General features: G+C 56.0%; 25 protein-coding genes. 11 read left to right on the top strand and 14 right to left on the bottom strand.

Annotated features, from left to right (window positions below):
• Nucleotides 1–18 precede the first annotated feature (18 nt).
• The 7 genes from murA to LMS44_RS08630 form a co-directional block, all read right to left on the bottom strand.
• The gene (gene murA, locus LMS44_RS08660; RefSeq protein ID WP_498947232.1) at nt 19–1281 is read right to left on the bottom strand and encodes a UDP-N-acetylglucosamine 1-carboxyvinyltransferase; all 1263 of its coding nucleotides are present in this window, start codon (nt 1279–1281) and stop codon (nt 19–21) included.
• A gap of 10 nt (nt 1282–1291) precedes the next feature.
• Entirely contained in the window at nt 1292–1543 is a 252-nt protein-coding gene (locus LMS44_RS08655) for a BolA family protein (protein WP_022523927.1), read from the bottom strand.
• Between the two features lie 93 nt (nt 1544–1636).
• A complete protein-coding gene (locus LMS44_RS08650) occupies nt 1637–1975 on the bottom strand; it encodes an STAS domain-containing protein (protein WP_159176632.1) in 339 nt (112 codons plus the stop codon).
• Nucleotides 1972–2613: an MlaC/ttg2D family ABC transporter substrate-binding protein gene (locus LMS44_RS08645; RefSeq protein ID WP_081742670.1), complete on the bottom strand. Its 642-nt coding sequence runs from the start codon at nt 2611–2613 to the stop codon at nt 1972–1974. Before LMS44_RS08645 ends, LMS44_RS08650 begins: the two co-directional genes overlap by 4 nt.
• Nucleotides 2614–2703: 90 nt before the next feature.
• Nucleotides 2704–3168, bottom strand: coding sequence for an outer membrane lipid asymmetry maintenance protein MlaD (gene mlaD, locus LMS44_RS08640; RefSeq protein ID WP_022523930.1), 465 nt, complete (start codon nt 3166–3168; stop codon nt 2704–2706).
• Between the two features lie 16 nt (nt 3169–3184).
• Nucleotides 3185–3985: a lipid asymmetry maintenance ABC transporter permease subunit MlaE gene (mlaE, locus tag LMS44_RS08635; RefSeq protein ID WP_035539165.1), complete on the bottom strand. Its 801-nt coding sequence runs from the start codon at nt 3983–3985 to the stop codon at nt 3185–3187.
• Nucleotides 3986–4052: 67 nt separating this feature from the next.
• The gene (locus LMS44_RS08630) at nt 4053–4865 is read right to left on the bottom strand and encodes an ATP-binding cassette domain-containing protein (RefSeq protein WP_159176631.1); all 813 of its coding nucleotides are present in this window, start codon (nt 4863–4865) and stop codon (nt 4053–4055) included.
• Nucleotides 4866–5190: 325 nt separating this feature from the next.
• Between LMS44_RS08630 and LMS44_RS08625 the strand changes: the two genes are divergently transcribed.
• The 10 genes from LMS44_RS08625 to LMS44_RS08580 all read left to right on the top strand — a co-directional run bounded on the left by LMS44_RS08625 (nt 5191) and on the right by LMS44_RS08580 (nt 12394).
• Nucleotides 5191–6177, top strand: a complete 987-nt coding sequence (locus tag LMS44_RS08625) for a KpsF/GutQ family sugar-phosphate isomerase (protein ID WP_022523933.1) — start codon at nt 5191–5193, stop codon at nt 6175–6177.
• A gap of 52 nt (nt 6178–6229) precedes the next feature.
• Nucleotides 6230–6772 carry a KdsC family phosphatase gene (locus LMS44_RS08620; protein ID WP_159176630.1) on the top strand — a complete coding sequence of 181 codons (543 nt, stop codon included), beginning with the start codon at nt 6230–6232 and terminating at the stop codon, nt 6770–6772.
• Complete coding sequence (lptC, locus tag LMS44_RS08615) at nt 6773–7342, top strand: LPS export ABC transporter periplasmic protein LptC (protein ID WP_159176629.1); 570 nt, start codon at nt 6773–6775, stop codon at nt 7340–7342. It abuts the gene before it with no gap.
• Between the two features lie 11 nt (nt 7343–7353).
• The gene (gene lptA / locus LMS44_RS08610) at nt 7354–7872 is read left to right on the top strand and encodes a lipopolysaccharide transport periplasmic protein LptA (protein WP_159176628.1); all 519 of its coding nucleotides are present in this window, start codon (nt 7354–7356) and stop codon (nt 7870–7872) included.
• A gap of 11 nt (nt 7873–7883) precedes the next feature.
• Nucleotides 7884–8633, top strand: a complete 750-nt coding sequence (gene lptB, locus LMS44_RS08605) for an LPS export ABC transporter ATP-binding protein (protein WP_022523936.1) — start codon at nt 7884–7886, stop codon at nt 8631–8633.
• Between the two features lie 129 nt (nt 8634–8762).
• A complete protein-coding gene (locus tag LMS44_RS08600) occupies nt 8763–10178 on the top strand; it encodes an RNA polymerase factor sigma-54 (protein ID WP_278369434.1) in 1416 nt (471 codons plus the stop codon).
• A gap of 97 nt (nt 10179–10275) precedes the next feature.
• A complete protein-coding gene (hpf, locus tag LMS44_RS08595; protein WP_007114683.1) occupies nt 10276–10584 on the top strand; it encodes a ribosome hibernation-promoting factor, HPF/YfiA family in 309 nt (102 codons plus the stop codon).
• Between the two features lie 4 nt (nt 10585–10588).
• The gene (locus LMS44_RS08590; protein WP_039859784.1) at nt 10589–11059 is read left to right on the top strand and encodes a PTS sugar transporter subunit IIA; all 471 of its coding nucleotides are present in this window, start codon (nt 10589–10591) and stop codon (nt 11057–11059) included.
• Between the two features lie 87 nt (nt 11060–11146).
• Nucleotides 11147–12079: an RNase adapter RapZ gene (gene rapZ, locus LMS44_RS08585; RefSeq protein WP_159176626.1), complete on the top strand. Its 933-nt coding sequence runs from the start codon at nt 11147–11149 to the stop codon at nt 12077–12079.
• Nucleotides 12080–12124: 45 nt separating this feature from the next.
• A complete protein-coding gene (locus LMS44_RS08580; protein WP_027959080.1) occupies nt 12125–12394 on the top strand; it encodes an HPr family phosphocarrier protein in 270 nt (89 codons plus the stop codon).
• Between the two features lie 16 nt (nt 12395–12410).
• Here LMS44_RS08580 and pmbA read toward each other — a convergent pair whose 3' ends face one another.
• Nucleotides 12411–13751: a metalloprotease PmbA gene (gene pmbA / locus LMS44_RS08575; protein ID WP_027959079.1), complete on the bottom strand. Its 1341-nt coding sequence runs from the start codon at nt 13749–13751 to the stop codon at nt 12411–12413.
• 123 nt (nt 13752–13874) lie between these two features.
• On the opposite strand from pmbA, the gene yjgA reads away from it, so the two are divergent.
• The gene (gene yjgA / locus LMS44_RS08570) at nt 13875–14396 is read left to right on the top strand and encodes a ribosome biogenesis factor YjgA (protein WP_159176625.1); all 522 of its coding nucleotides are present in this window, start codon (nt 13875–13877) and stop codon (nt 14394–14396) included.
• Nucleotides 14397–14433: 37 nt separating this feature from the next.
• Here yjgA and tldD read toward each other — a convergent pair whose 3' ends face one another.
• From tldD to mreC, 6 genes are all read right to left on the bottom strand, one after another.
• Entirely contained in the window at nt 14434–15885 is a 1452-nt protein-coding gene (tldD, locus tag LMS44_RS08565; protein ID WP_498947231.1) for a metalloprotease PmbA/TldD family protein, read from the bottom strand.
• The gene (locus LMS44_RS08560) at nt 15882–19733 is read right to left on the bottom strand and encodes a YhdP family phospholipid transporter (RefSeq protein ID WP_159176624.1); all 3852 of its coding nucleotides are present in this window, start codon (nt 19731–19733) and stop codon (nt 15882–15884) included. The genes tldD and LMS44_RS08560 overlap by 4 nt, the downstream gene beginning before the upstream one ends.
• Nucleotides 19734–19735: 2 nt before the next feature.
• Nucleotides 19736–21199: a ribonuclease G gene (gene rng / locus LMS44_RS08555; protein ID WP_022523945.1), complete on the bottom strand. Its 1464-nt coding sequence runs from the start codon at nt 21197–21199 to the stop codon at nt 19736–19738.
• A gap of 71 nt (nt 21200–21270) precedes the next feature.
• Entirely contained in the window at nt 21271–21852 is a 582-nt protein-coding gene (locus LMS44_RS08550; protein ID WP_022523946.1) for a Maf family protein, read from the bottom strand.
• Nucleotides 21849–22337: a rod shape-determining protein MreD gene (gene mreD, locus LMS44_RS08545; protein ID WP_022523947.1), complete on the bottom strand. Its 489-nt coding sequence runs from the start codon at nt 22335–22337 to the stop codon at nt 21849–21851. The genes LMS44_RS08550 and mreD overlap by 4 nt, the downstream gene beginning before the upstream one ends.
• A complete protein-coding gene (gene mreC / locus LMS44_RS08540) occupies nt 22337–23299 on the bottom strand; it encodes a rod shape-determining protein MreC (RefSeq protein WP_009287769.1) in 963 nt (320 codons plus the stop codon). The genes mreD and mreC overlap by 1 nt, the downstream gene beginning before the upstream one ends.
• Nucleotides 23300–23318 lie beyond the last annotated feature (19 nt).

Below are 23318 nucleotides of genomic sequence, written 5' to 3'. Positions count from 1 at the left end.
AGACTCAGTAGAAATGGTCTAGCCAGGAATACGGCGAATGCGCGCACCCAGCAGCTGCAATTTCTCTTCGATACACTCGTAGCCACGGTCAATGTGATAGATGCGGTCTACTAGAGTTTCCCCCTCGGCCATCATGGCCGCAATCACCAGCGAAGCCGACGCGCGCAGATCGGTTGCCATTACCGGTGCACCGGAAAGCTTCTCAACCCCCTCAATCAAGGCGGTGTTGCCCTCCAGCACGATATTGGCGCCCATTCGGTTAAGCTCTTGAACATGCATAAAGCGGTTTTCGAAGATCGTCTCGACCACCCGAGAGTGCCCCACGGCCACAGCGTTCATGGCCACGAACTGCGCCTGCATATCGGTTGGGAACGCTGGATAAGGCGCAGTACGAATATTCACCGCCTTAGGACGCTTGCCGTGCATATCCAGGGCGATCCAGTCGTCTCCACTGGTGACTTCCGCACCCGCCTCTTCCAGCTTGGCAATGACCGCGTCCAGGATATCGGCCCGGGTGCGCTTGACCTTCACCCGTCCGCCAGTCATGGCGGCGGCAACTAGAAAGGTGCCTGTCTCGATACGGTCGGGCATGACATCGTGCTCGCAACCGTGCAGTTTTTCGACGCCTTCGATAGTAATGGTGTCAGTGCCTTGACCGCTGATTTTAGCGCCCATTTTGATCAAGCACTCAGCCAAGTCGACAATTTCAGGCTCGCGGGCAGCGTTTTCCAGAACGGTTTTGCCATCGGCTAGGGTCGCCGCCATCAGCAGGTTTTCGGTACCGGTCACTGTCACGGTATCAAAGTAGATAGTTGCCCCTTTTAGACGACCGTCCACCCGCGCGCGGATATAGCCAGCCTCAACACGAATCTCAGCCCCCATGGCTTCTAAACCACGAATGTGTAAATCCACCGGGCGAGAGCCAATGGCGCAACCGCCAGGCAGCGATACATCAGCTTTACCGAAGTGGGCAAGCAGAGGGCCCAACACCAGGATCGAGGCACGCATTTTTTTAACCAGCTCATACGGTGCGTGACACTGAGTCACCTGGGAACCATCCAACTGAATACTCAGCTTTTCGCCCATCACCGGCTCAACGCCCATGCGGCCGAGCAGTTCTAAGGTGGTGGTAATATCCTGCAAGTGCGGCAAGTTACCAATCACCACGGGGCCATTGGCCAACAGGCTGGCACACAAAATAGGCAGCGCCGCATTTTTAGCGCCACTCACCCACACTTCACCGTCTACCGACCCATTGCCGGTAATGATTAATTTATCCATGGGGCGACCGTTATTGAACGTTTTCCGGTGCAGTTTGCCACTGCACCGGGGTAAACGTTTTGATGCTAATAGCGTGGAGCGCACCCGAGGCGATCTCATCGCTCAGCGCAGCGTAGACAAGCTGCTGACGTTTGACCGGAGAGAGACCTTCAAAGGCATCGCCAACCGCAATCACCTGAAAGTTACAGCCTTCACCCTGGATATGGAACTGGCATCCGTCGATACGGGATTCAAGCAGTGCTTTTACCTCGTTGGGTTGCATGGCGCAGAAAACTCCTTTGGGGTCATCGTTATTAATGAACGTAATTGGGTCGACATAATAAAGAAAAGCAGCGCGCTTGGCGATGCCGGTGCGTTAAACGGCCAGAGTAGCCGCAGGCTGATCGATCAAAGCATCCAACTCAGCCAGGGAGGCAAGTCGGCGTAGCGGCGCTGAAAAAAGAATGGCTTGGATATGGATACCGCGCTGCCGACAAACTCGAAGCCATTCAAACAGCACACTAATGGCAGCGCTGCTAGCCTTTTCAACGCGACTAAAATCTAAACTGAGCGAGGTTAGCTCGGTGTGCTTGAGCCATTTAACACCACTGGCGGCCAAATCGGCCGCCAAGGTTACCTCCACATCACCTTCCACCAGCAAGGTAGTGTTTTCTACACTAACCGTTACACTGGGGCGTGAAAACAGCACTGTCACGCATCGCCTCCCTGCTCAAGCTCTTCAACGCCCACTTCAGGTGACCATCCGTCAATAACCGCGTCATAATCACGATTGTTATCGCGCATGGCTTGGTCAAACTGATTGCGGAACGTCAGACCCAGATTAATACCGTTAACGATCACGTTAACCACCCGCCATTCGCCGTCGGAGAGTCTTAGGCTATAGCTTACGGGGTACACCTTGCCGTTATTGGCCACCACTTCCATGGCAACGCTGGCCTGGTCGTCATAGCGCTGAGCCTGCTGGGCATTCAGCACCCGCAGCTCATCATAATCAAACGTCACCAGCCCGCGGGTATAGGTATCAATCAGCGTTTGGCGAAACACATCGACAAAACGACGGCGCTGTTCCGGGGAAGCGTTGCGGAAGTAGTTTCCCATCACGCTGGCCCCGATATAGCGGAAATCCGCCACTTGTTCGAGGTTGCTATCCACTAACGCCTCAAGCTCGCTAAGATTATTGGCGTAATAATCCTTGCGACCTTCGAGTTCCGACATCAGTGACTCAACGTTATCGCGAATCATCGCTTCTGGCGTCTGGGACTGCGCCTGTGACTGCAGTGGCACCATTAACGCTGCCATCATCATTACCACCAATAACCAACGACCCATCATCAAGTTCACTCCATTCATAACCATCATCTCCCCACCCGGTATTGCACTGGGCCCGTTATTACACTGGATTAGTGCCTGCCGTTTGAAACACTAGTTAGTTGCCATATTGGACACAAACTGCTGGATAAGTTCTTCCAGCACCAGCGCCGACTGGGTGTCGCGAATCGTATCGCCATCCTCCAGCATTTCAGGGTCGCCACCCACGCTAAGGCCAATGTACTGCTCACCTAATAAGCCTGCGGTCAGGATCGAGGCAATCGAGTCTTTGGAAAGCTGACCCTCAAGCTCGCTATCCAGGCTAAGAACGACCCGCGCATCGAACCACTGCGTATCCAGCTCAATGGCTTCTACCCGCCCCACTGTCACACCCGCCATGGTGACCCTGGCACGGGGTTTTAAACTACCAATATTGGCGAAGTTGGCCTCTAACTGAAACGACTGCGTGGGCGCTGAGAGCGTCAGTCCACTCACACGTAGGCCGAGGAACACCAGCCCCAGAATGCCCGCCACCATAAACAGGCCCACACCGAACTCCATGGTTTTACTGCGTTTCATGAAACTGCTCCAGCCATTAAAGGCCGCCAAACATAATGGCGGTCAACACAAAATCAAGCCCCAATACTGCAAGCGACGAATACACCACCGTGCGCGTAGTAGCGCGGGAAATGCCTTCAGAAGTGGGCACCAAATCATAACCTTGAAATACCGCGATCCAGGTCACCACCAAAGCAAATACGGCGCTTTTGATCATGCCGTTACCGATATCACTGATAAAGGCTACATTGGCCTGCATGTTGCTCCAGTAAGAGCCCTCGAAGACGCCTAGCCACTCCACGCCCACCAAGTAGCCGCCCCAGATGCCCACGACACTAAACCCAACCGTTAAAATAGGCAGTGACACAAAGCCTGCCCATAGGCGTGGCGCCACCACGCGGCGCAGTGGGTCAACACCGATCATCTCCATGCTGGTGAGCTGCTCTGTCGCTTTCATTAAACCGATCTCGGCGGTGAGCGCAGATCCCGCCCGGCCAGCAAACAGTAGTGCTGCCACCACTGGGGCTAACTCCCTCAATAGCGACAGTGCCACCATTTGTCCCAGCGCCTGCTCAGCCCCGAAATCGACCAAAATGGTATAGCCCTGCAGTGCCAGCACCATGCCGATAAACAGCCCCGACACCAATACAATGGCTAACGAAAGCACGCCAACAAAGTGCATCTGGTGCAACCATAATCGCCAGCCTTCCCGGGAAGGCACGCCGACCACCGACTGGAATAGAAACACGCCCGCGCGACCCAATGCTTCCATTAAGTCGCACCCTCGGCGCCCCAGCCGTGTAACACGCGCGGCGCTATTAGAGAACTTTGACTGCATTAACTCTGCCCTTTATTTACCCTGCATTGGTGCATTTAAGCGCCTTGTGTCACCCACCCCAGCAGTTCTATTTAACCGGAGCCTCGCCCAGAATATCGCGATAAAACGCCTCAGCGGGGTAGTGAAATGGTACCGGGCCATCAGGTTCGCCATGAATAAACTGGCTAACCCGGGGATCTTGATTTGTGTCCAAGGTTTGCGGCGTGCCATGGGCTACCACCTGGCCATCGGCGATCAGATAGAGATAGTCCGCAATGCTCAAGGTCTCCTTGATATCATGGGAGACCACCACCGAGGTTAGCTGCAGCGCTTGATTAAGGCGCTTGATTAGCTGCACCAACACGCCCATAGAGATGGGATCCTGACCAACAAACGGCTCATCATACAGAATCAGTTCTGGATCCAGCGCCACCGCACGAGCCAATGCGACCCGGCGCGCCATCCCTCCGGACAGCTCCGCAGGCGTTAAGTGTCGCGCTCCGCGCAGGCCGACCGCCTGTAGCTTGAGCAACACCAGGTCACGCACCATGGTATCGGGCAAATCCGTATGCACCCGCAGCGGAAAGGCAACGTTTTCAAACACATCCAAATCAGAAAACAGCGCACCACTCTGAAACAGCATTCCCATCCGCTTGCGTAGCGTGAATAGTGCCTTCCGGGACAGTTTATGAACATCACGCCCATCAATGAGTATTCGACCACTCTCCGGGGTTAGCTGGCCGCCGATCAGCTTCAGTAGCGTGGTTTTACCGGTACCACTTGGTCCCATGATCGCGGTTACTTTACCCCGCGGTATGGTCATATTCACGCCACGGAAAATTTCGTGATCACCACGCGAAAAGTAAAGCTCTTCAATTTCTATAAAGGGTGCATCTGTCATGGATCAGTTGACTCTTAACGAGGCGCGACTAAAGCTGTATAGCATACCCTACTTGCGGCTATCGCAATTAGAAAACAGCGTTTCTAAAACATTATCGAACATTGTACTATAACGCTACAAGGCATTACTGCACGAATGGGCTTTCCTATTGTTCAGGGTTATCAAAGTTGCAAAGGCTTGCTTACCCTCGCCTAAACCTGCTCTCGACACTGGTGATGCGGGTATGCCCCCAGGGAGTCGCCTCAATTACTGCCTATTAGAGGTGTCGAGATGTTATTCTTACCGGTTACTACTTGTATATTTTCACTTGTTAAGAGAAAACGCTATGCGCCAGCCTATCGCCCCCTCCAGCCTACTACGTGAAAGCGCACTGCGTACGCTACAAATCGAGCAGGCAGCGATTGGAGGCCTTCAGGCTAAGCTAGACGAAAGCTTTGATCGCGCCTGTGAGCTAATTCTCGCCTGCCAAGGTCGTGTCGTGGTGACCGGTATGGGCAAGTCGGGGCATATTGCTGGCAAGCTAGCGGCGACACTTGCCAGTACCGGCACGCCGGCTTTTTTCGTTCACCCCGGCGAAGCCAGCCATGGCGATCTAGGCATGATTACCCGCGCAGATGTAGTGTTGGCGCTCTCTAACTCGGGCGAAACTGCCGAAGTCACTGCTCTGCTACCACTGCTTAAACGCCTGGGCACACCGCTGGTCAGCATGACGGGGCGGCCCCACTCCACGCTTGCCAAGCACGCTGATGCGCACCTAAACAGTGGCGTCGAGCGTGAGGCTTGCCCGCTCGATCTAGCCCCCACCAGTTCCACCACCGCTGCCCTCGCCCTGGGTGATGCACTGGCGGTTGCGTTACTGGAAGCACGCGGCTTTACCGCTGAAGATTTTGCCCTCTCCCACCCCGGCGGCAGTTTGGGCAAGCGCTTACTGCTACGCGTTAGAGACCTCATGCACGACGGCGCACGCCTGCCCCAAGTCGCATTGGGCAGCCCGCTGCGCGACGCATTACTCGAAATTACCCGGCAAGGGCTTGGCTTTACCTGCGTAGTGGATAGCGAAGGACGATTAGCGGGGGTCTACACCGATGGCGATCTACGCCGCACGCTGGATCAATTCCATAATCTGCGCGACGTGCGCGTTGATGATGTCATGACCCGGCCGGGCAAGCGCATAGGCCCCGATATCCTGGCGGCCGAAGCGGTACGTATCATGGAAGAAAGCCGTATTACCGCGCTAGCGGTGGTTGATGAACAACAGCGCCCAATTGGGGCTCTACATATGCACGACCTGCTCGCCAGCGGCGTTATTTAACCCAGCGGCGCCAACACGACCTGCTTTACGAACTGATTGATATGGAGGTTCTATGACCCTACCTGCCTCGCTACTCGACCGACTCCGCCGTGTACGCCTGCTAGCACTGGATGTTGACGGCGTCCTTACCGATGGGCGCCTCTACTTTCAGGCCGATGGTATCGAAATCAAAGCATTCCACACCCAGGATGGCCACGGGCTAAAGCTTCTCAAACGCGTGGGCGTACATGTCGCGTTGATTACCGGGCGCGACTCCCCCATGGTTAGCCAACGCGCGGCGGCACTCGGCATTGACCATGTTCACCAAGGCTGTGAAGACAAGCTGGCCACACTGCGCGGGCTCTGCCAGCGCCTCGATATTGAACTAGAGCAGGTGGCTTATTGTGGCGACGACCTACCCGACCTAGCGGCTATCAAACGTTGCGGCGTCGGCATTACCGTGCCAAACGCGCCGGACTATATGCATACCCACGCCGACTGGACTACCGAACGCCTGGGTGGCCACGGTGCCGTACGTGAGATCTGCGATACGCTGCTTGAATCTCAAGGACACTGGGGCGCGGTGCTCGACACCTATCTGCACGGCCGCACGTAAATGTTTAAACGCTTTAAAGTACGCCTCTGGTTAGCCGGGCTAGTCATCGCGCTGGGGATTCTGCTGGTATGGCTTGACCCCCGCGGGCCTCAAGACACCAGCATCGATCCCGAAGCACAGGCTCAGGAACCTGGCCACGTGCTGGAAAATGCCGAGATTACCCTATTCGGGGATAACGGCAGTGTCATGCAGTCGCTAAAAACACCGCGCCTTATCCATACCCCGCAGCGCAGCGAAACCTGGACGGAAGAGCCCGAGGCAGTACTGTATGACAGCGAAAACCGTCAGTGGCTGGCCAGCGCCGCTGTAGGCACGCTCAACACCGCTACCCAAGCCCTGCTGCTGTCAGGTTCGGCTCGGCTGTTTGCACCAGATGAAGGCTGGCAGCTAGATACCGAGCTACTGCACTATGATGGCCTCGAGCAGCATGCATGGAGTGACACACCGGTATTGATGCAGCAACCGCCACAGCAAATGAGCGCTTCACATATGGACGTTTGGCTTAACACCAGCCAGGTTCGCTTAACGGATAATGTGCGCGGCACGCACCCCCCGGCCACACAACGCTAATAGGAACCGCCATGAAAGCCATGATTTCCCCAGCCCTGCTCTACACTGCACTGTTCGGTTTAGCGATACCTTTATCAGTGTTAGCCCAAACCAACTCATCTTCCCAACAAGCCCCAGTGGAAGTGGAAGCCGACCGTTTAGATCTTGATCAGCGGGCAGGCACAGCTGTTTATACTGGGGATGTGGACATTCGCCAAGGCGAAATGCAGCTGCGCGGCGAGCGGGTAGAGATCGAACGCAACGACGCGGGCGAACTCTCGACAGCCACCGCTACCGGTGAGCGCGCCTACTTGCGCCATCAAGGCGAAGGGCAAGAAGGCCCCACGGAAGGCTGGGCGCGGCGGATTATTTATCACGTCGCCGAGCGTCGCGTAGAGCTGATCGACCAAGCCGAACTGACCCAGCAAGAGGACACCTTTAGTGGCGGTCGCCTTGAGTATTTTATTGACCGAGAAGTGATTCAAGCGCGCTCTGACGTTGATGGCAGCGAGCCCCAGCGCATACGCATGACCCTTCAGCCTGAACAATAGGGAGCCTAGCTGTGGCCACTGCTGACACTGCGCCGATCAAAACCCTTTATGCCCACCACCTGGCTAAAAGCTACAAACGCCGCCGAGTGGTCAAAGACATCAATCTAGAGATATCCCAAGGCAGTGTCGTTGGCCTTTTGGGCCCCAACGGCGCGGGCAAAACCACCTCATTTTATATGATTGTTGGGCTGGTCAAATCCGACGCTGGCAAGGTGGGTATCGACGATGTGGATTTAACGCGCGCCCCCATGCACGAGCGCGCAGCCGCGGGGATTGGCTATCTACCTCAAGAGGCGTCTATTTTCCGCAAACTCTCGGTTGCCGAGAATATTATGGCGATACTCGAGACCCGCAAAGAGCTTAACCGCAGCGATCGCGAACAGCGCCTGGAAGCGCTACTCGAAGACTTCCATATCACCCATATTCGCGACAACCTGGGCATGAGCCTTTCGGGCGGCGAGCGCAGGCGTGTAGAAATAGCCCGCTCGCTAGCCACAGAGCCCGCTTTTATTCTGCTCGATGAGCCTTTTGCGGGCGTTGACCCCATCTCGGTAGGTGAGATTAAAACCATCATTCGTGCACTGAAACAGCGCCATATCGGCGTGCTGATCACCGATCACAACGTGCGTGAAACACTAGACATTTGCGATATCGCCTATATCGTCGGCGATGGGCAAATCATCGCCAGTGGCTCGCCCGCCTCGATTCTCACCAACCAAAAAGTAAGGGATGTGTATTTGGGCGCCGATTTTCGCCTGTAATGTTTTTGCCTTAATCGCCCCTAAATAGCGCTTTAAAACAACTTTACGACCAATGGCATGCTTATTGCACTTGCGCCAAGCACTCACTCGCACTAGGGTGGAGCATTCTGATTAACGAGTGGTTCTCAGATGGTCATGAAAGCTTCTCTCCAACTGCGTATCGGCACACAGCTGACCATGACGCCCCAGTTGCAGCAGGCCATTGCGCTGCTGCAACTCTCTACGCTGGATCTTCGTCAAGAAATTCAGCAGGCCCTCGATGCCAATCCCATGCTGGAGCAGGAAGATGAATTTAGTGAACAGGCTGTCAGCGAGCCTAAGGAAGAAGAGTGGTCAGAGAGCATCCCTACTGAGCTCTCGGTAGATAGCGACTGGTCAGATACCTATCAAGATATGGGAAGCCAGGGGGGCAGCAGCAGCGAAGGCCCCGACTTTGAGCGCCAGGCAGCCGGGCAGAGCCTTCATGGCCACCTGCTGTGGCAACTCGCCATGACCGATTTTAGCGCTCGCGAGCAGCTTGTCGCGGAAAGTTTAATCGACGCGCTAGACGCCAACGGCTACCTGACCCAGCCGCTCAACGACATCCGTGAAGGGCTTCGTGCCCAGGGCATTGACGGGCTAAGCCAACGCGAAGTGGAAACCATTCTACTCAAGCTCCAGCAGTTTGAGCCGACCGGCATATTTGCCCGTGACTTGCGTGAATGCTTGATGCTGCAGCTCGCCGCTCTCCCCGATAATACGCCACTGCTGGTTCCCGCCCGCCGCTTGGTGCGGCAGTTTCTCGAAGCGCTTGGCAAAGACGATATGCGTCTGCTGAAACGCCGTCTAGGGCTCGACGACGAACAGCTGGCCGATGTCATCCTGCTTATTCGCAGCCTAGACCCACGCCCAGGCAGCGCCTACGGCGACACCGATGACAGCTATGTCACCCCCGATCTAGTCGTCCGCCACGATAATGAAGGCTGGCATTTAGAGCTCAACCCCGAGGCCCTGCCACGGCTGCGCATTCAGCCCGACTACGCCAGCTTGATTAAGCGTGCGGATAAAAGCGATGACAACCAGTTTCTCAAAGAGCACTTGCAGGAAGCGCGCTGGTTGATCAAGAGCCTCTCTAGCCGAAACGATACGCTGCTGCGTGTTGGTCGCGAAATCATTACCCGCCAGATTGGCTTTTTAGAGCACGGCGAAGAAGCCATGAAACCACTGATACTGGCCGACATTGCCGAAGCCGTGGAGATGCACGAGTCGACTATTTCACGGGTAACGACGCAAAAATATATCCATACACCCCGTGGTGTGTTTGAACTCAAATACTTTTTCTCAAGCCAGGTGAGCGGTCAAGATGGCGACAGCCACTCCAGCACCGCCATCCGTGCACGACTCAAGAAACTGATTCAAGAGGAGCCGCCCGGCAAGCCGCTTTCAGACAGCCGCTTAGTGACGCTATTAGGCGAAGGAGGGATTCAAGTGGCGCGTCGTACGGTGGCGAAATACCGTGAAGCCATGGGCATTCCCTCTTCCAGTGAACGGCGTCGTTTGCGCTAACTTCGTTAACGTTTCAGGGAAACTCTCGACAAGGGCTTTGCAACGCGGCAAAAAGGGTTACAATCGAAGTACAGTCCGATGGATAAGGAGCACGTCAATGCAAGTAAATATCACTGGTCATCACGTAGAACTGACTGACGCCTTGCGTGACTATGTCAACGAGAAGCTTGAGCGTGTAGAGCGCCATTACGACAATATAACTACGGTGCAAGTCACCTTATCAGTGGAGAAAGAGCGCCAGCAGGCCGCCTGTACGCTGCACGCCGCAGGTGCTGACTTACATGCGGAAGCCCTAGACAGTGATATGTACGCCGCTATCGACGCACTAGCGGACAAAATCGACCGTCAACTCGTTAAACACAAGGAAAAAGCACAAGCTCGCGCCCAAGGCGCCGGTGTGCGTTAATTCAATGACGTTGGAAACCATACTCCCCCCGGAACGCGTTCTGTTCGACGTCCCCGGGGGCAGCAAAAAAAGGGTGCTGGAGTTTTACAGCACCTTTATCGCCCAAAATATCCCCAGCCTGGACAGCCAAGAAGTGTTTAGCCGTTTAATCGGCCGCGAGCGCTTAGGTAGTACGGGTATTGGTAACGGCGTGGCTATTCCTCATGCGCGTAGCCCCCACTGCAACGCCCCTATCGCTGGATTTTTGAAACTGGCTGAAGCGATCGATTTTGACGCTATCGACGGCGACCCGGTAGATCTGGTGTTTGTCCTGTTGGTACCCGAAGAGGCAGATGACACGCATCTCTCACTACTGGGTCAGGTAGCGACCATCATGAATGATGCGGACACGCGCCAGCAACTGCGTAAAGCAGCCAGCCAGCGCGAACTGCTTGAGCTGATTACCGCCAAAATTCGCGAGCAATCAGCGGCCTAAGGGTCTGAAACCCTGTTCAGGGCAGATCACAGCAGGTTATCCGCTCACCACCCTCAACGCAGCTTGATCAAAGCAAAGAGAGACTCTATGCAACTGGTGATCATTAGCGGCCGCTCCGGGTCAGGTAAATCTATCGCCTTGCAAGCGCTGGAAGATCTTGGCTACTACGCGATTGATAACCTCCCAGCTATGTTGCTGGGGTCGTTGGTGGATGAACTGCGTGACCAGGGCGACCGAGCACATTTAGCGGTGAGTATTGATGCCCGCAATTTGCCGGGAGCTCTGGAGCGCCTGCCCTCTTTATTAGACGAGTTGCGCCAGCGTAAAATCGTCTTTCAAGTTATTTACCTGACCACCGATGCGCGCATACTGCTTGAGCGTTACTCAGCAACGCGTCGCCGTCATCCGCTGACCCGCGATAGCGAAATGACGCTGGAAGAGGCGATCAATAAAGAAGAGACGACGCTAGAGGATATTCGCGATCTGGCCGATCTATTGATCGATACATCACGATTATCGGTGCACGATTTACGCCGTCGCATTACCGACCAAGTAGCCCATCAGCGGCGCGACAAGCTGACGCTAACGCTGGAATCGTTTGGGTATAAACGCGGCGTACCGTTAGACGCCGACCTGGTCTTCGATGTGCGCTGCCTGCCAAATCCGTACTGGGATCCAACGCTGCGCCAGTTCACTGGCCGCGACGCGGAAATCGTGGCTTTTTTGAACAGCTATCCGATTGTTGATGCCATGAGCGACGACATCTTGGCCTGGCTAGAGCGTTGGCTACCCGCTTACCAGAATAGCCAACGTAGCTACATGACTATCGCGATTGGCTGTACTGGTGGCCAGCACCGCTCGGTCTATATGGCCGAGAAGTTAGCGGAAAAATTGACTCCTAGCATGGGCGAAGTTCAACTTCGCCACCGCGAACTGGGTCTGCACTACACCATAAGCGAACAGTTGGCCGCTCCCCTCGTCAGCGCTTCCACACCTAACGAGCGGCCAGAGACCTCTTAAGCGCGTCTATCCATTAATGACACCACTCGGCGAAAAGGAACCAGGGTGCCAGAACGCATACTTACACTTACCAATCAACGCGGGCTACACGCTCGCGCGGCGACAAAACTGGTCAAATGCGGCCAACAGTTCACGGCAAAAATACGCGTTTACAAACAGCAACAGGCCGCCGACGCCGCCAATATCATGTCACTGCTGATGCTTGCCGCACCTTGTGGCACCGAGCTTAGAATCACCGCCGAAGGCGATGACGCCGAACAGGCGCTTGAAGCGATTCAAGCGCTGTTCGACGCCCGCTTTGAGGAGGATCAGTAAGCCGCCGCTTGGCTTGTTAGTCCCCCGCCACGGTCATGGCATCAATCAACCAGCTACCCGTGTGAACACTGCCACGGGTATCAGTGTCATCGCCAATACCTACTAAGCCAGCAAACATCCGCTCCAGGTTTCCGGCAATGGTGAACTCTTCGACCGGGTACTGCACCTTTCCATTTTCGACCCAAAAACCTGCTGCACCGCGGGAATAGTCACCGGTCACACCGTTGACACCTTGGCCCATCAACTCAGTCACCCAAATACCCCGCCCCATCTCTTGCAACAAGCTTTCGCGTGATTGCAGTGGCGTTGCTAAACGCACGTTACGTGCCCCACCGGCATTGCCCGTGGTTTGCATATCGAGACGACGAGCGCTGTAAGAAGAGAGCATATAGCTGGCAATGCGTCCCTGATCGATAAAGCGATTATTGCGCGTTTGCACGCCCTCGCCATCAAACGGTGAGCTTGCCGTAGCGCCAATCTCCATTGGCCGCTCTTCAAGACTAAACCAGTCGGGAAACAATGGTGTACCGAGCCGGTCGCACAAAAACGAGGCCTGCCGGTAAAGCGCACCACCGGCTAACCCACCGAGCAGGTGGCCAATCAAGCCACTGGCCAACGATGGGTCAAACAGCACCGGAAAGGTGCCCGTTGGCGGCCGTTTAGCACCTAGCCTGCGCAGCGTACGCATCGCGGCTTCGCGCCCCACCTCAGCGGGGTCACGTAGCGCCTTGGGGTCACGGGCAGAGGTGTAGTCATAATCACGCTGCATACCGCTCGCGTCTTGGGCAATCAGCATGCAAGAAAGAGAGTGACTACTGCCCTTTTGGGTACCTAAAAAGCCGTGGCTATTGGCGTAAACGCGCACCCCTTCGCCACTGGAGAGAGACGCGCCATCTGACTGTGAGATGCCGTCAACGTCTCGCCCCGCCTGCTCGCAGGCAAGCGCTAACTCAATCGCCTCATCCGTTGTGAGCGCCCAGGGGTAGTGCACTTTTAGATCGGGCAACTCAGTAGCCATAAGGGAGGCATCGGCCAACCCTGCGGCCGGGTCTTCGCCGGTATAGCGGGCAATCGCCAGCGCTTTCTCTACGGCTGCCTGGATCGAGGCACTGCTGGCATCAGTGGATGAAGCGCTGCCTTTACGTTGACCCACGTATAGCGTGACGGCAATGCCTTGGTCACGGGATAACTCAACCGTTTCAACTTCGCCCAGGCGTACGCTAACGCCTATACCCTGATCGACGCTTGCGCCTACTTCGGCAGCATCCGCGCCCAAGCGCTTCGCCAGCGCTAACGCCTCTTCGGCGCGCGCGGTCAATAGCGACTGCTGCGCGGATGCATCAAATGCCTGTGCCATATGGCCTCCTATTTCAACCGAATGCCTCTCAACCAAAGTCTTGCAAGAGAGTGTCATCGGCGAATCAATGTTGTACTCGCAGCTGGTATAATGCCGCCACGAATCTTGTCTGTGAGTCACACTATGCGTAAGCAACGTCCCGATCCCGTTGAAGTAGAAGAACAGGAAGAACGCCCTAGCAAGTCGCAACTCAAACGCGAAATGCATGCCTTACAGGCACTTGGGGAAACCTTAATCGCCATGCGACCGGCGGAACGCGCCCGTTTCCCCCTCTCTGACGATATGCTACGCGCTATCGAGGAAACCTCGCGTATTCGCTCCCATGAAGGTCGCCGCCGCCATATGCAGTATGTCGGTAAGCTGATCCGTAAAGAGGATCTTACCGCCATTCAAGCCGTGTTCGACTCCATCGACCAGGAGCAAAAGCAGCGCGACCACGCGTTCCACCGACTGGAAAAATGGCGGGAACGCTTAATTGACGAGGGCGATGCGGCAGTTGACCTGTTTATGGCGGAGCACCCCGACGCCGATCGCCAGACACTGCGTCAATTGATTCGCAACGCCCAGCGGGAACGCGAACAGGGCAAACCGCCGACCAGCTCGCGCAAGCTCTTCAAACACCTGCGCGAAACCCTCGCACTTTAAAAACAGCCTCTTTAAGACGGTTTTTCAAGACCGCCTATCAAGACTGCGTGCCGCCGACGGTCAGCTCATCCAATTTCAGGGTGGGCTGGCCCACACCCACCGGCACGCCCTGCCCTTCTTTACCACACACGCCAATGCCGGTATCCAGCGCCATATCATGGCCAATCATGGAAACACGCTGCATCGCTTCCGGCCCGTTACCAATCAAGGTGGCGCCTTTCACCGGCACCGTCACCTTACCGTCTTCAATCAAGTAGGCTTCGCTGGCAGAGAACACAAATTTGCCAGAGGTGATATCCACCTGCCCGCCCCCAAAGCTCACCGCGTAAATACCGCGCTTAACGCTTTTGATAATATCGCTGGGCTCATCTTGGCCCGCAAGCATGACCGTATTCGTCATGCGCGGCATCGGCAGGTGGGCAAAGGATTCGCGTCGCGCATTGCCTGTGGGAGCCATACCCATTAAGCGGGCATTGAGTTTGTCCTGCATATAGCCGGTCAAAATGCCGTCTTCGATAAGCGGCGTGTATTGGCCCGGCGTGCCCTCGTCATCCACGCTCATCGAGCCACGGCAATCCGATAGTGTCGCATCATCGACAATCGTCACGCCTTTTGCGGCCACGCGCTCGCCCATTTTGCCAGCAAAAGCGGAACTGCCCTTACGGTTGAAATCCCCTTCCAAACCATGGCCGACGGCTTCATGAAGCAAAATTCCCGGCCACCCCCACGCCAGCACCACAGGCATTTGCCCCGCGGGCGCATCGACGGCTTCCAGGTTGACCAGTGCCTGACGCACCGCCTCTTTGGCGTACTGCTCGGCAACTTGGTCATCGCGCAGCTTGGCCATGGAGTAACGGCCACCGCCGCCCGCACTGCCACGCTCACGACGACCATTTTTAACCGCGATAACGCTGACATTAAAGCGCACCAGCGGGCGAATATCCGCCGCCAAGGTGCCATCGCTTGCCCGCACCAGCACTACTTCGTAGGTACCTGAAAGAGAAGCACTCACTTGACTGATGCTCGGGTCTGCAGCACGCGCGATTTTGTCAGCCTGTTTTAGCATGGCGACTTTGTCTTCCGCGCTTAGCCCGGCCAGGGGGTCGATTCCCGCATAGCGCGACATGGCGGATACCGGGCGCACCAACTGTCCAGGCAGACGTTGACCGCTGCGGACGATGCCTGCCGCCGTGCGGCCGGTGTCCATTAGCGCATCGGCCGTTATTTGGTTGGAGTAGGCAAAGCCAGTCTTTTCACCTGCCAGTGAGCGTACGCCGACGCCACCGTCAATATTGTAGCTGGCCTCTTTTACCTCTCCATCCTCCAGTACCCAGCCCTCTTGCCAGGTACGCTGGAAATAGAGATCGGCATAGTCAATGCCCGCGCCCATGGCGTAGCCCAACCCCGTTTCCAGAGCCTCTAAATCGAGCCCTCCGGGGGTCAACAGAATGGCAGCGGCCGTATCTACATCACTTTTATATGCGGTCATTGGGGGCCTTCTAAAGTAACCTGCGGCGAAGTCCAAGGGCCTCGCACGCGATAATGGAGTGTCGTGGCGCGATCTAAGGCGTCGCCAAACAGCTGGTCAGCAAGGAACAGCGCGCCACCCACGATGGGTGCGCCAACGGCAATCGCCGCGATCGGTAAACTTTGCGTCACTGGTAGTGTGACGCCAAGCCGCTGGTCAAGTTCACGCGTCACCAGGTTGACACTGCCGGTAAGCGTTAGGGTGGTGGCCGGAGTATCAATTTGCAATGGCCCGCGCAGCGTCAGCAACTCACCAGTAACATCAGCCGTCCCCTTAACACGGTCAAATGCCGTGCCGCGGCCGGTAACGTCGGAAAAATCCAAGCGTAGACGACGTAAAATATTATCGAAATTGAGCAAGCCAATTAAGCGCGCAGGTGCCGATTCCAGAGTGACAAAGCGGCCATCACGAATGTCGGTACTGATATAGCCATCTGAGCGGCTTAACTCCAACTGCCAGGGCGCCCCCGGCCAATCAAGCGAAGCAGCCACATCGGTACTTCGGCTACGCATGGCCACCGGTTGGTCAAGACGCTCAAGGGCGGTGCCGATGTCGCCACCCTGAATCGTAATGTCCGCACGGGTATGACTGGAAACAGCGTCCCCCTCCCAGTAAAGCTCACCTCGCGCAGAGAGCTGACCCAGGGTTAAGCCAACGGGGGTAAGCGAAAAACGCTCGCCGTCAGTTTTCCAGTAAGCAGTCAAAGGGCCGAAGCGGCGCGGCCCCATAGCAATTTCGGCTAAGCGTAATCGTCCATTGGGCACATCGGCTAGCCAATCAGGAATGGCCACAGGCACCTTGCGCTGGGTGTCGACCGTTTCCATCCAGGAGTCTGGCATCGGAGCATCGCTGTCGTGTTCAACATTGGCTAACGCCAGCAAGCGATCAAGCGCCAGCGCTTCAATGGCCACATCTAACGGTTGCGGTGATTGAGCATCGTACAGTAAATGCCCAGTGACCAGATTACCGCTTAGCCCCAAATCGATCCGGCCATCGTTCACGCCTCCCGACGCGTTAAGGCTGCCTAAACACTCCCTTTGGTAAACCACACAGGGTGTGGCTAACGAGACCGCCAACGGTATTTGAGTACCTCCACCCGACGCACTGAGCAACCCGCTGGGCATTAGCGGTGAAATCGCCTGCTGCCACGCTAGCGGGTCAATGCGAGGTAGGGCAGCATCGATACTAACCCCTGGCTGGGAGGGCCAGTCGGGCAGGCGCACCGCCTGGCTGCCTAAATTTAGCGTCCCGGCAAGCGAGCCATTAAGCTGTTGCAGTCGTGCAGAAGCGATATCGGCTAGGCGGCTTTCGATACGTTTTGTGTCCATATCGGCGGTTAATGTCCAGGGCCAGGCCTGCTGTGGCGATTTTGCAAAGGGCTCGGGAAGATGACTGGTGACGCCGACTAAACGACTCTCCAAGCGCAGGATGGGCGTTGGCGTTAGGGCGACACTGCCCTGCCACTCTAGCGGTCCTTCTAGCGGCATACGCCCTTGACTATCCAACCCTGCAAGCCCAAAAAGCGCCCCAGTGGCGACACTCCCCTGCAGCTGTATGTCGTTGCGTTGAGTATCAATATCAGCGTTGATAGGGCCTCCCAGCAACTGCCCACTAACCTCACCGACGAGACCTGAACTCTTCCCGTTTTGAAGCCAGGCGAGATCCCCCTCAACCGATTGAAGACGTAGATCGAGCGGTTTATACACCACTTCCGGAAAGCGTGGCCGAGCATTGATTTCCAGTTGCAGCGCTTCAGGGTTTGCCAACGGCAACGACAACGCAATATCGCCGTTAACGCCACCCGTTACGCGCAAATCACTTAGTGGGGAAAGATCAATCTCGGGCATTGCCTGTAAAAATGATATCAGCGCTGGCCCATCCGATGTTAACTGCCCCGAAAGGTTGAGCGTCTCATCCTCCATCACCACCTCACCCTCTGAAGCAGTGATGCCATGGCTCTGAGCGTTATCAATTTCAGCTTCTAACACTCTGTTTTGCCACTTTAAGCGCCCCTCGACGTCGTCAAGACGTGGCCAGCCTGGCGCAATCGGCAAATGTCCTTGGGTCACCGCCAGAGCGAGCGTTGCAGTAAAGTCGTTGGCGGTCGCCCCTTCGCCTAACGGTTGGCTAAGCTGTAGGGAGCCCTCGCTCACGTAGCCACCAATATCATTAAGCAGCCATTCGCGAAGCTCGTCATCCATGACGCTGAGCGGCAACCACTGGGCCAGCGGACGCTCAACAGCATCCACGTCACTGAAATTGAGGTCTAAACCAAAATGCCCGCGCTGATTACCCGTCACCAAACCAAAGCCGCCCGCTATCTGGGCGCCGTCCCAGTCGACGCTTAGGCGCTTGCCACTCACCATGGTATTGGGGCCGTCGTATACCCACTCCACTTCCCCTTCAGCACGTCGCAGTTGCATGGGAGCGGCAAAAAACTCAGGAAAGTAGAGGGTGCTTTCACCGTTGCTGCTAAACAGCACGCGGCCGCGTAAATCCCGCGCCTGTACCCAGGCATCCAGCGGGCCTCCGCCCGGTGCCTGCTGCCACGGTGAGACCTCCACGCCGGTTAGCGCCGCATCCACTCCCCAGTGGCCATCCTGCTGCCCCACGTGCAAACCCTCGACTTGCCCACGGGGAGCGAGGGTTTGTAATACCCGGGTGACGGATTCAGGGAGCAATACGTAGTCACGCCAAGCGGTCAGCGAGGCAAGCTCAAAGGCGCTGGTGCGCACTTCCCACTGTCCTGGTTGGTGGGTGGCATGCCAGTGGCGTGGCAACGCTGGCCCAACGTTACCTCCAGGGGGCTGGGCCCACTCAACGCTCTCCGCGTCGCCGCTTAGCCACGCCTCACCACCTTCGCCGTCGCGCTGCCACAGGCCATTAGCCTTAATATCTCTTAACACCGCGTACTGAACCTGGTGGCGAAGCGTCAACTGTGGAACGTCGACGGCAACACGAGCTTCCTCAAGGCGCCCGGTGGTCCAACGCCCCCATAGCCGCGCACTGCCCCCGGCTTGCTCTAAATAGGCGGCATGATCAGGTCGAAACATATCCGCCAGAACCACTAACTGATCAAGCTGAATATCCAACTGCAGTGCTGCCGAAAAATCGCTAAAACCTCGTCGGCCGGGCTGCATTTCGACCTTCATTTCCGCCGCAGGAAGGTCTATATCGCGAGCCTGCTCTAACGATGGGGCAATATTGATGGCGCCCTCTAACCTTGTGCGCCGCTCATCACCGGTCAGCAGCAGTGTCTGAGCATGCAGCATCACGGTGTCGTCTTTGCCGTGCAGTACAACCCGCGTGTCATCCACCCACAGGCGTTGGCGTAGAATCAAGCCCGCCCAGCTATCAATTGTGGCCAGATCCACATCGGGTTCTGCCGCCATCAATAGCGGTAACTCCGCAGGCTCAGGCCACTGTAAAGACCTCCCCGAACCTTGATAGAGGTGAACCTGTGTACCACTGATACGCGCATCACTAAAAATCGGTGCCAGATTGGCAAACGACGCCCAGGTATCTAAGCGCAGTCCCGCATGCTCAAGGGAAAAGAGTGCTTGGCCATCGGGGGTTTCCGCGTTCACCCCGTCAAGCCGTAGCAGTAGATCGCTACGCGCTAGCGATAGCGATAAGCGATCGATGGTCACCGGCACGCCAATGCGCGCCTCGAGTAACGCTTCAATGTGGGGGGTAAGGGCATCGGATTGGCTGATCGCTAGACGCAGCAGCAACAGCAGCACAGCCGCGCTGCCCAAAAGCCAGGCCGCTATCAGCAAACTCCAACGCACCAGCGAACGAGTCAGCATGGTTACATCAGCACAATATCGTACTGCTCTTGGGAGTAGTGTTGCTCAACCTGAAAACGGATCGTTTTATTGATAAACGTCTCCAGGTCAGCCACTGCCGCTGACTCTTCATCTAGTAAGCGGTCAACAACGGGCTGCGATGCAAGCACCATATAAGTTTCAGCACTGTAGGCACGCTCTTCGCGCAGAATTTCACGGAAAATTTCGTAGCAGACAGTCTCAGGCGTTTTAAGTGTGCCCCGGCCACTACAGGTGGGGCATGCTTCGCAGAGCGTTTGCTCCAGGCTCTCCCGGGTGCGCTTGCGGGTAAGCTGAACCAAGCCAAGCTCGGTGACACCGGTACACTTGGTTTTAGCGTGGTCGCGCTCTAAGGCTTTTTCCAATACTCGCAACACTTGCCGCTGATGCTCAACATCGCTCATATCGATAAAGTCGATAATGATGATGCCGCCCAGGTTGCGCAACCGAAGTTGGCGGGCAATCGCCGTGGCCGCCTCAAGGTTGGTTTTGAAAATGGTCTCTTCAAGGTTGCGGTGACCTACATAGCCGCCGGTATTAACATCAATGGTGGTCATTGCCTCGGTGGGGTCAATCACCAGATAGCCACCGGATTTCAGCTGCACCTTGCGACCCAAGGCTTTCTGGATCTCATCCTCGACACTGTAGAGATCAAAGATGGGGCGCTCACCTGGGTAGTACTCAATCCGCTCAACGGCATCGGGCATAAACTCTTCGGCAAACTCGACCAGTTTGACGAAGTTTTCCCGCGAATCGATACGCACTTTTTCAATATCGTCGCGCATTACGTCGCGCAGAGTGCGCATAAAGAGCGGCAAATCATCATAAATGACGCTTTGTGGCGTCGCGGTGACTTTACGCTCACTCACCTTACGCCACAGCCGCAACAGAAAGTGCATATCGCCTTTTAGCTCTTCGTCACCTACGCCTTCCGCGGCAGTTCGGACAATAAAGCCACCCGTCACTTCCAGCGTCTGCTCCGCCACGCTGTTATCCAGCAGGGCTTTTAAACGCTCGCGTTCACGCTCATCCTCGATGCGCTGCGAAACGCCGTGATGCGGCGAGTCGGGCATATACACCAAATAGCGGGAAGGGATCGAGAGGTGCGTGGTTAAGCGCGCACCTTTACTTCCAATAGGGTCTTTGGTCGCTTGCACCACCAACGCCTGACCTTCATGAAGCAACTGGCCGATGGTCTGCTGCTCATCGAGCGGCGTGCCGGGTGGCATCACTTCGTGGGCATGAATAAATGCCGCCCGCTCTAAGCCAATATCAACAAAGGCAGCCTGCATACCAGGCAACACACGCACTACTTTGCCTTTGTAGATATTGCCCACGATGCCACGCCGACGGGAACGCTCGATCAGTGCCTCTTGCAAAACGCCATTTTCAACCAGCGCGACGCGGGTTTCCATTGGCGTTAAATTGATGAGAACTTCACCGCTCATGCAAAATTCCTTGTTGGTTGACGTATTCCTTGCCAGCGATACAGGCGGCGTTGCCCTCTATATCTAGAGAATTAAACGCGCTGCCAGATAGGAACTCCCTGTCGGCATAGCAAGTGCGTCGTCTCATACAGCGGTAGCCCTACCACTGCTGAGTGACTGCCTTGAATCTGTTTTACAAATATGGCGGCTAACCCCTGTATTGCGTAGCCACCAGCCTTATCAGCAGGTTCACCCGTGCGCCAATAGGCAACGATTTCATCAGCGCTTATCTCACGCATTGTCACCTGAGTAGTCACGCAGGAGGAGAGCATACCTTCTGGCCCACTTATCGCCACAGCGGTAAGCACCTCGTGGCACCGCCCCGAAAGCAGCCGCAGCATCTCGGCGCCCTCCTCAGCATTCGCTGGTTTACCTAGGATACGCCCATCGACCACCACAGCGGTATCTGAACCTAGGATAGGCAAGTGGGTAAAAGGGGCTGCTGCCTCGGCTTTGGCAACTGCTAAGCGCTGCACATACGCTTGAGCCGACTCACCCACCTGCGGAGTCTCATCAATATCACAAGGGTGAACCGCGACCGGCACACCAATGGATGCCAGCAAAGCTCGACGGCGTGGAGAGGCAGACGCTAAACACAAAACAGGCGCAGTCATGAAGCGGCCAACCGACGTTCTAATGCTTGAAACATCGTCGCTAGCCATGGCCATAGCAACGCACTGATCAGCGCGGGAATCAAAAAGGCTAAATGAATCGAAAAATCACCCACGATAGTGCGTAGCCATTGAGCGACTAGCTGCATCAAGCCCAACAGCACCAGCACCAGCGCTGATTGCTGTACTAGTGAATAAGCACGGAAGCGGGGATAGACCAGCGCACACAAGAAGGCCAGCAGTGCATAAATAAGCGCATGCTGGCCCAGCACGGTGCCTTCAATTAAATCCATCAAAATCCCCAGCACAAAGCCATGAAAAACGCCGACTCTGTCGGGTGTGCGCATACACCAGTAGATCAGCATCAGCCCTAACCACTCGGGGCGATATACCTGCCAGCCATCGGCCAGCGGCATCACCTGCAAGCAAAGAGCCAAGACCAAACTAAACCAAATAATCACTAGCGGAACAATCGGTGCTCGTGGCATCAGGGCACCTCTTGAGATGATGCATTTGAGTCGCGCAACGCATTGTTGGGGCTTGTTGAAAGCTGGAGTGAAGAGCGCAAGGCCTCTGCGGAGATATCCAGCGTCTCATCCCAGGCATGTTCTTCTACCTCCTCTCGCGGGGGCGGAAAAAGTAGCAAGAAATGACGCGAGCGCTGCAGTTGAGCCATCGGTTCGGCCGTCACGCGAGCAAAAGGCTGCCCCGGATCGTGAAACACCTCGGTGACTCGCGCCACGGGGTAACCCGGAGGAAAGCGTCCAGCCAAGCCCGATGTGGTCAGTAAATCACCTTCACGGATATCAGCCGTATCAGGTACGTGCATCACATTAACGCTGCTGTAACGCCCCGCCCCTTGGACGATAAAACGTAAGCCATTGCGGTTTAACTGAACCGGCAACGCATGACTGGCATCAGCTAACAGCAGTACCCGACTTGAGTAGGCAGAGACCGCGGTAATTTGCCCCACCAAGCCCGAGGCATCAATCACCGGCTGCCCCACGTAGGTGCCATTGCGATGGCCGCGATTAATCACCATCTGATGACTAAAGGGGTCGTTATCAAGCGACAACAGTTCGGCGGTGATATAAGGAATATCACGCCGCTTCGCGGCTTTTAGCAATTCGCGCAGCTCGCTGTTTTCCGCGGTCAAATTCGCCATTCGCTGACCACGATGGGAAAGGGTGAGAATCTGCTCACGCAGGCGACGGTTTTCATCCACCAACGCCTGCTGATCGGAGAGCGCAAGCGACCCCCAATTCAACAGGTCGCTAGGCACACTGACGACCCATTGAATAGGAGCAACGACCATCGACATTTGCGCGCGCACTTTCTCCATACGCGTGAAATGCTGGTCGACAAACATCAATGCACTGGCGGCCAAGACGCAAAAAAACAGCCGGTAGCCCGGCAGTGGCCCGTGCGAAAACAGCGGTTTAATAGGCAATCCCCCCGCAATTAACCGC

The organism is Halomonas profundus (genome assembly GCF_020865425.1).
Lineage (GTDB): Bacteria > Pseudomonadota > Gammaproteobacteria > Pseudomonadales > Halomonadaceae > Vreelandella > Vreelandella titanicae.
This window is presented reverse-complemented; position numbering and strand designations above follow the sequence as displayed.

What these genes read in the sequence shown, in the direction of transcription:
- murA (WP_498947232.1), bottom strand. Translation starts at nt 1,281, where the DNA reads ATGGATAAATTAATCATTACCGGCAATGGGTCGGTAGACGGTGAAGTG.
- LMS44_RS08655 (WP_022523927.1), bottom strand. Translation starts at nt 1,543, where the DNA reads ATGCAACCCAACGAGGTAAAAGCACTGCTTGAATCCCGTATCGACGGA.
- LMS44_RS08645 (WP_081742670.1), bottom strand. Translation starts at nt 2,613, where the DNA reads ATGATGGGTCGTTGGTTATTGGTGGTAATGATGATGGCAGCGTTAATG.
- mlaD (WP_022523930.1), bottom strand. Translation starts at nt 3,168, where the DNA reads ATGAAACGCAGTAAAACCATGGAGTTCGGTGTGGGCCTGTTTATGGTG.
- mlaE (WP_035539165.1), bottom strand. Translation starts at nt 3,985, where the DNA reads ATGCAGTCAAAGTTCTCTAATAGCGCCGCGCGTGTTACACGGCTGGGG.
- LMS44_RS08630 (WP_159176631.1), bottom strand. Translation starts at nt 4,865, where the DNA reads ATGACAGATGCACCCTTTATAGAAATTGAAGAGCTTTACTTTTCGCGT.
- LMS44_RS08625 (WP_022523933.1), top strand. Translation starts at nt 5,191, where the DNA reads ATGCGCCAGCCTATCGCCCCCTCCAGCCTACTACGTGAAAGCGCACTG.
- LMS44_RS08620 (WP_159176630.1), top strand. Translation starts at nt 6,230, where the DNA reads ATGACCCTACCTGCCTCGCTACTCGACCGACTCCGCCGTGTACGCCTG.
- lptC (WP_159176629.1), top strand. Translation starts at nt 6,773, where the DNA reads ATGTTTAAACGCTTTAAAGTACGCCTCTGGTTAGCCGGGCTAGTCATC.
- lptA (WP_159176628.1), top strand. Translation starts at nt 7,354, where the DNA reads ATGAAAGCCATGATTTCCCCAGCCCTGCTCTACACTGCACTGTTCGGT.
- LMS44_RS08600 (WP_278369434.1), top strand. Translation starts at nt 8,763, where the DNA reads ATGGTCATGAAAGCTTCTCTCCAACTGCGTATCGGCACACAGCTGACC.
- hpf (WP_007114683.1), top strand. Translation starts at nt 10,276, where the DNA reads ATGCAAGTAAATATCACTGGTCATCACGTAGAACTGACTGACGCCTTG.
- LMS44_RS08590 (WP_039859784.1), top strand. Translation starts at nt 10,589, where the DNA reads ATGACGTTGGAAACCATACTCCCCCCGGAACGCGTTCTGTTCGACGTC.
- rapZ (WP_159176626.1), top strand. Translation starts at nt 11,147, where the DNA reads ATGCAACTGGTGATCATTAGCGGCCGCTCCGGGTCAGGTAAATCTATC.
- pmbA (WP_027959079.1), bottom strand. Translation starts at nt 13,751, where the DNA reads ATGGCACAGGCATTTGATGCATCCGCGCAGCAGTCGCTATTGACCGCG.
- yjgA (WP_159176625.1), top strand. Translation starts at nt 13,875, where the DNA reads ATGCGTAAGCAACGTCCCGATCCCGTTGAAGTAGAAGAACAGGAAGAA.
- tldD (WP_498947231.1), bottom strand. Translation starts at nt 15,885, where the DNA reads ATGACCGCATATAAAAGTGATGTAGATACGGCCGCTGCCATTCTGTTG.
- LMS44_RS08560 (WP_159176624.1), bottom strand. Translation starts at nt 19,733, where the DNA reads ATGCTGACTCGTTCGCTGGTGCGTTGGAGTTTGCTGATAGCGGCCTGG.
- rng (WP_022523945.1), bottom strand. Translation starts at nt 21,199, where the DNA reads ATGAGCGGTGAAGTTCTCATCAATTTAACGCCAATGGAAACCCGCGTC.
- LMS44_RS08550 (WP_022523946.1), bottom strand. Translation starts at nt 21,852, where the DNA reads ATGACTGCGCCTGTTTTGTGTTTAGCGTCTGCCTCTCCACGCCGTCGA.
- mreD (WP_022523947.1), bottom strand. Translation starts at nt 22,337, where the DNA reads ATGCCACGAGCACCGATTGTTCCGCTAGTGATTATTTGGTTTAGTTTG.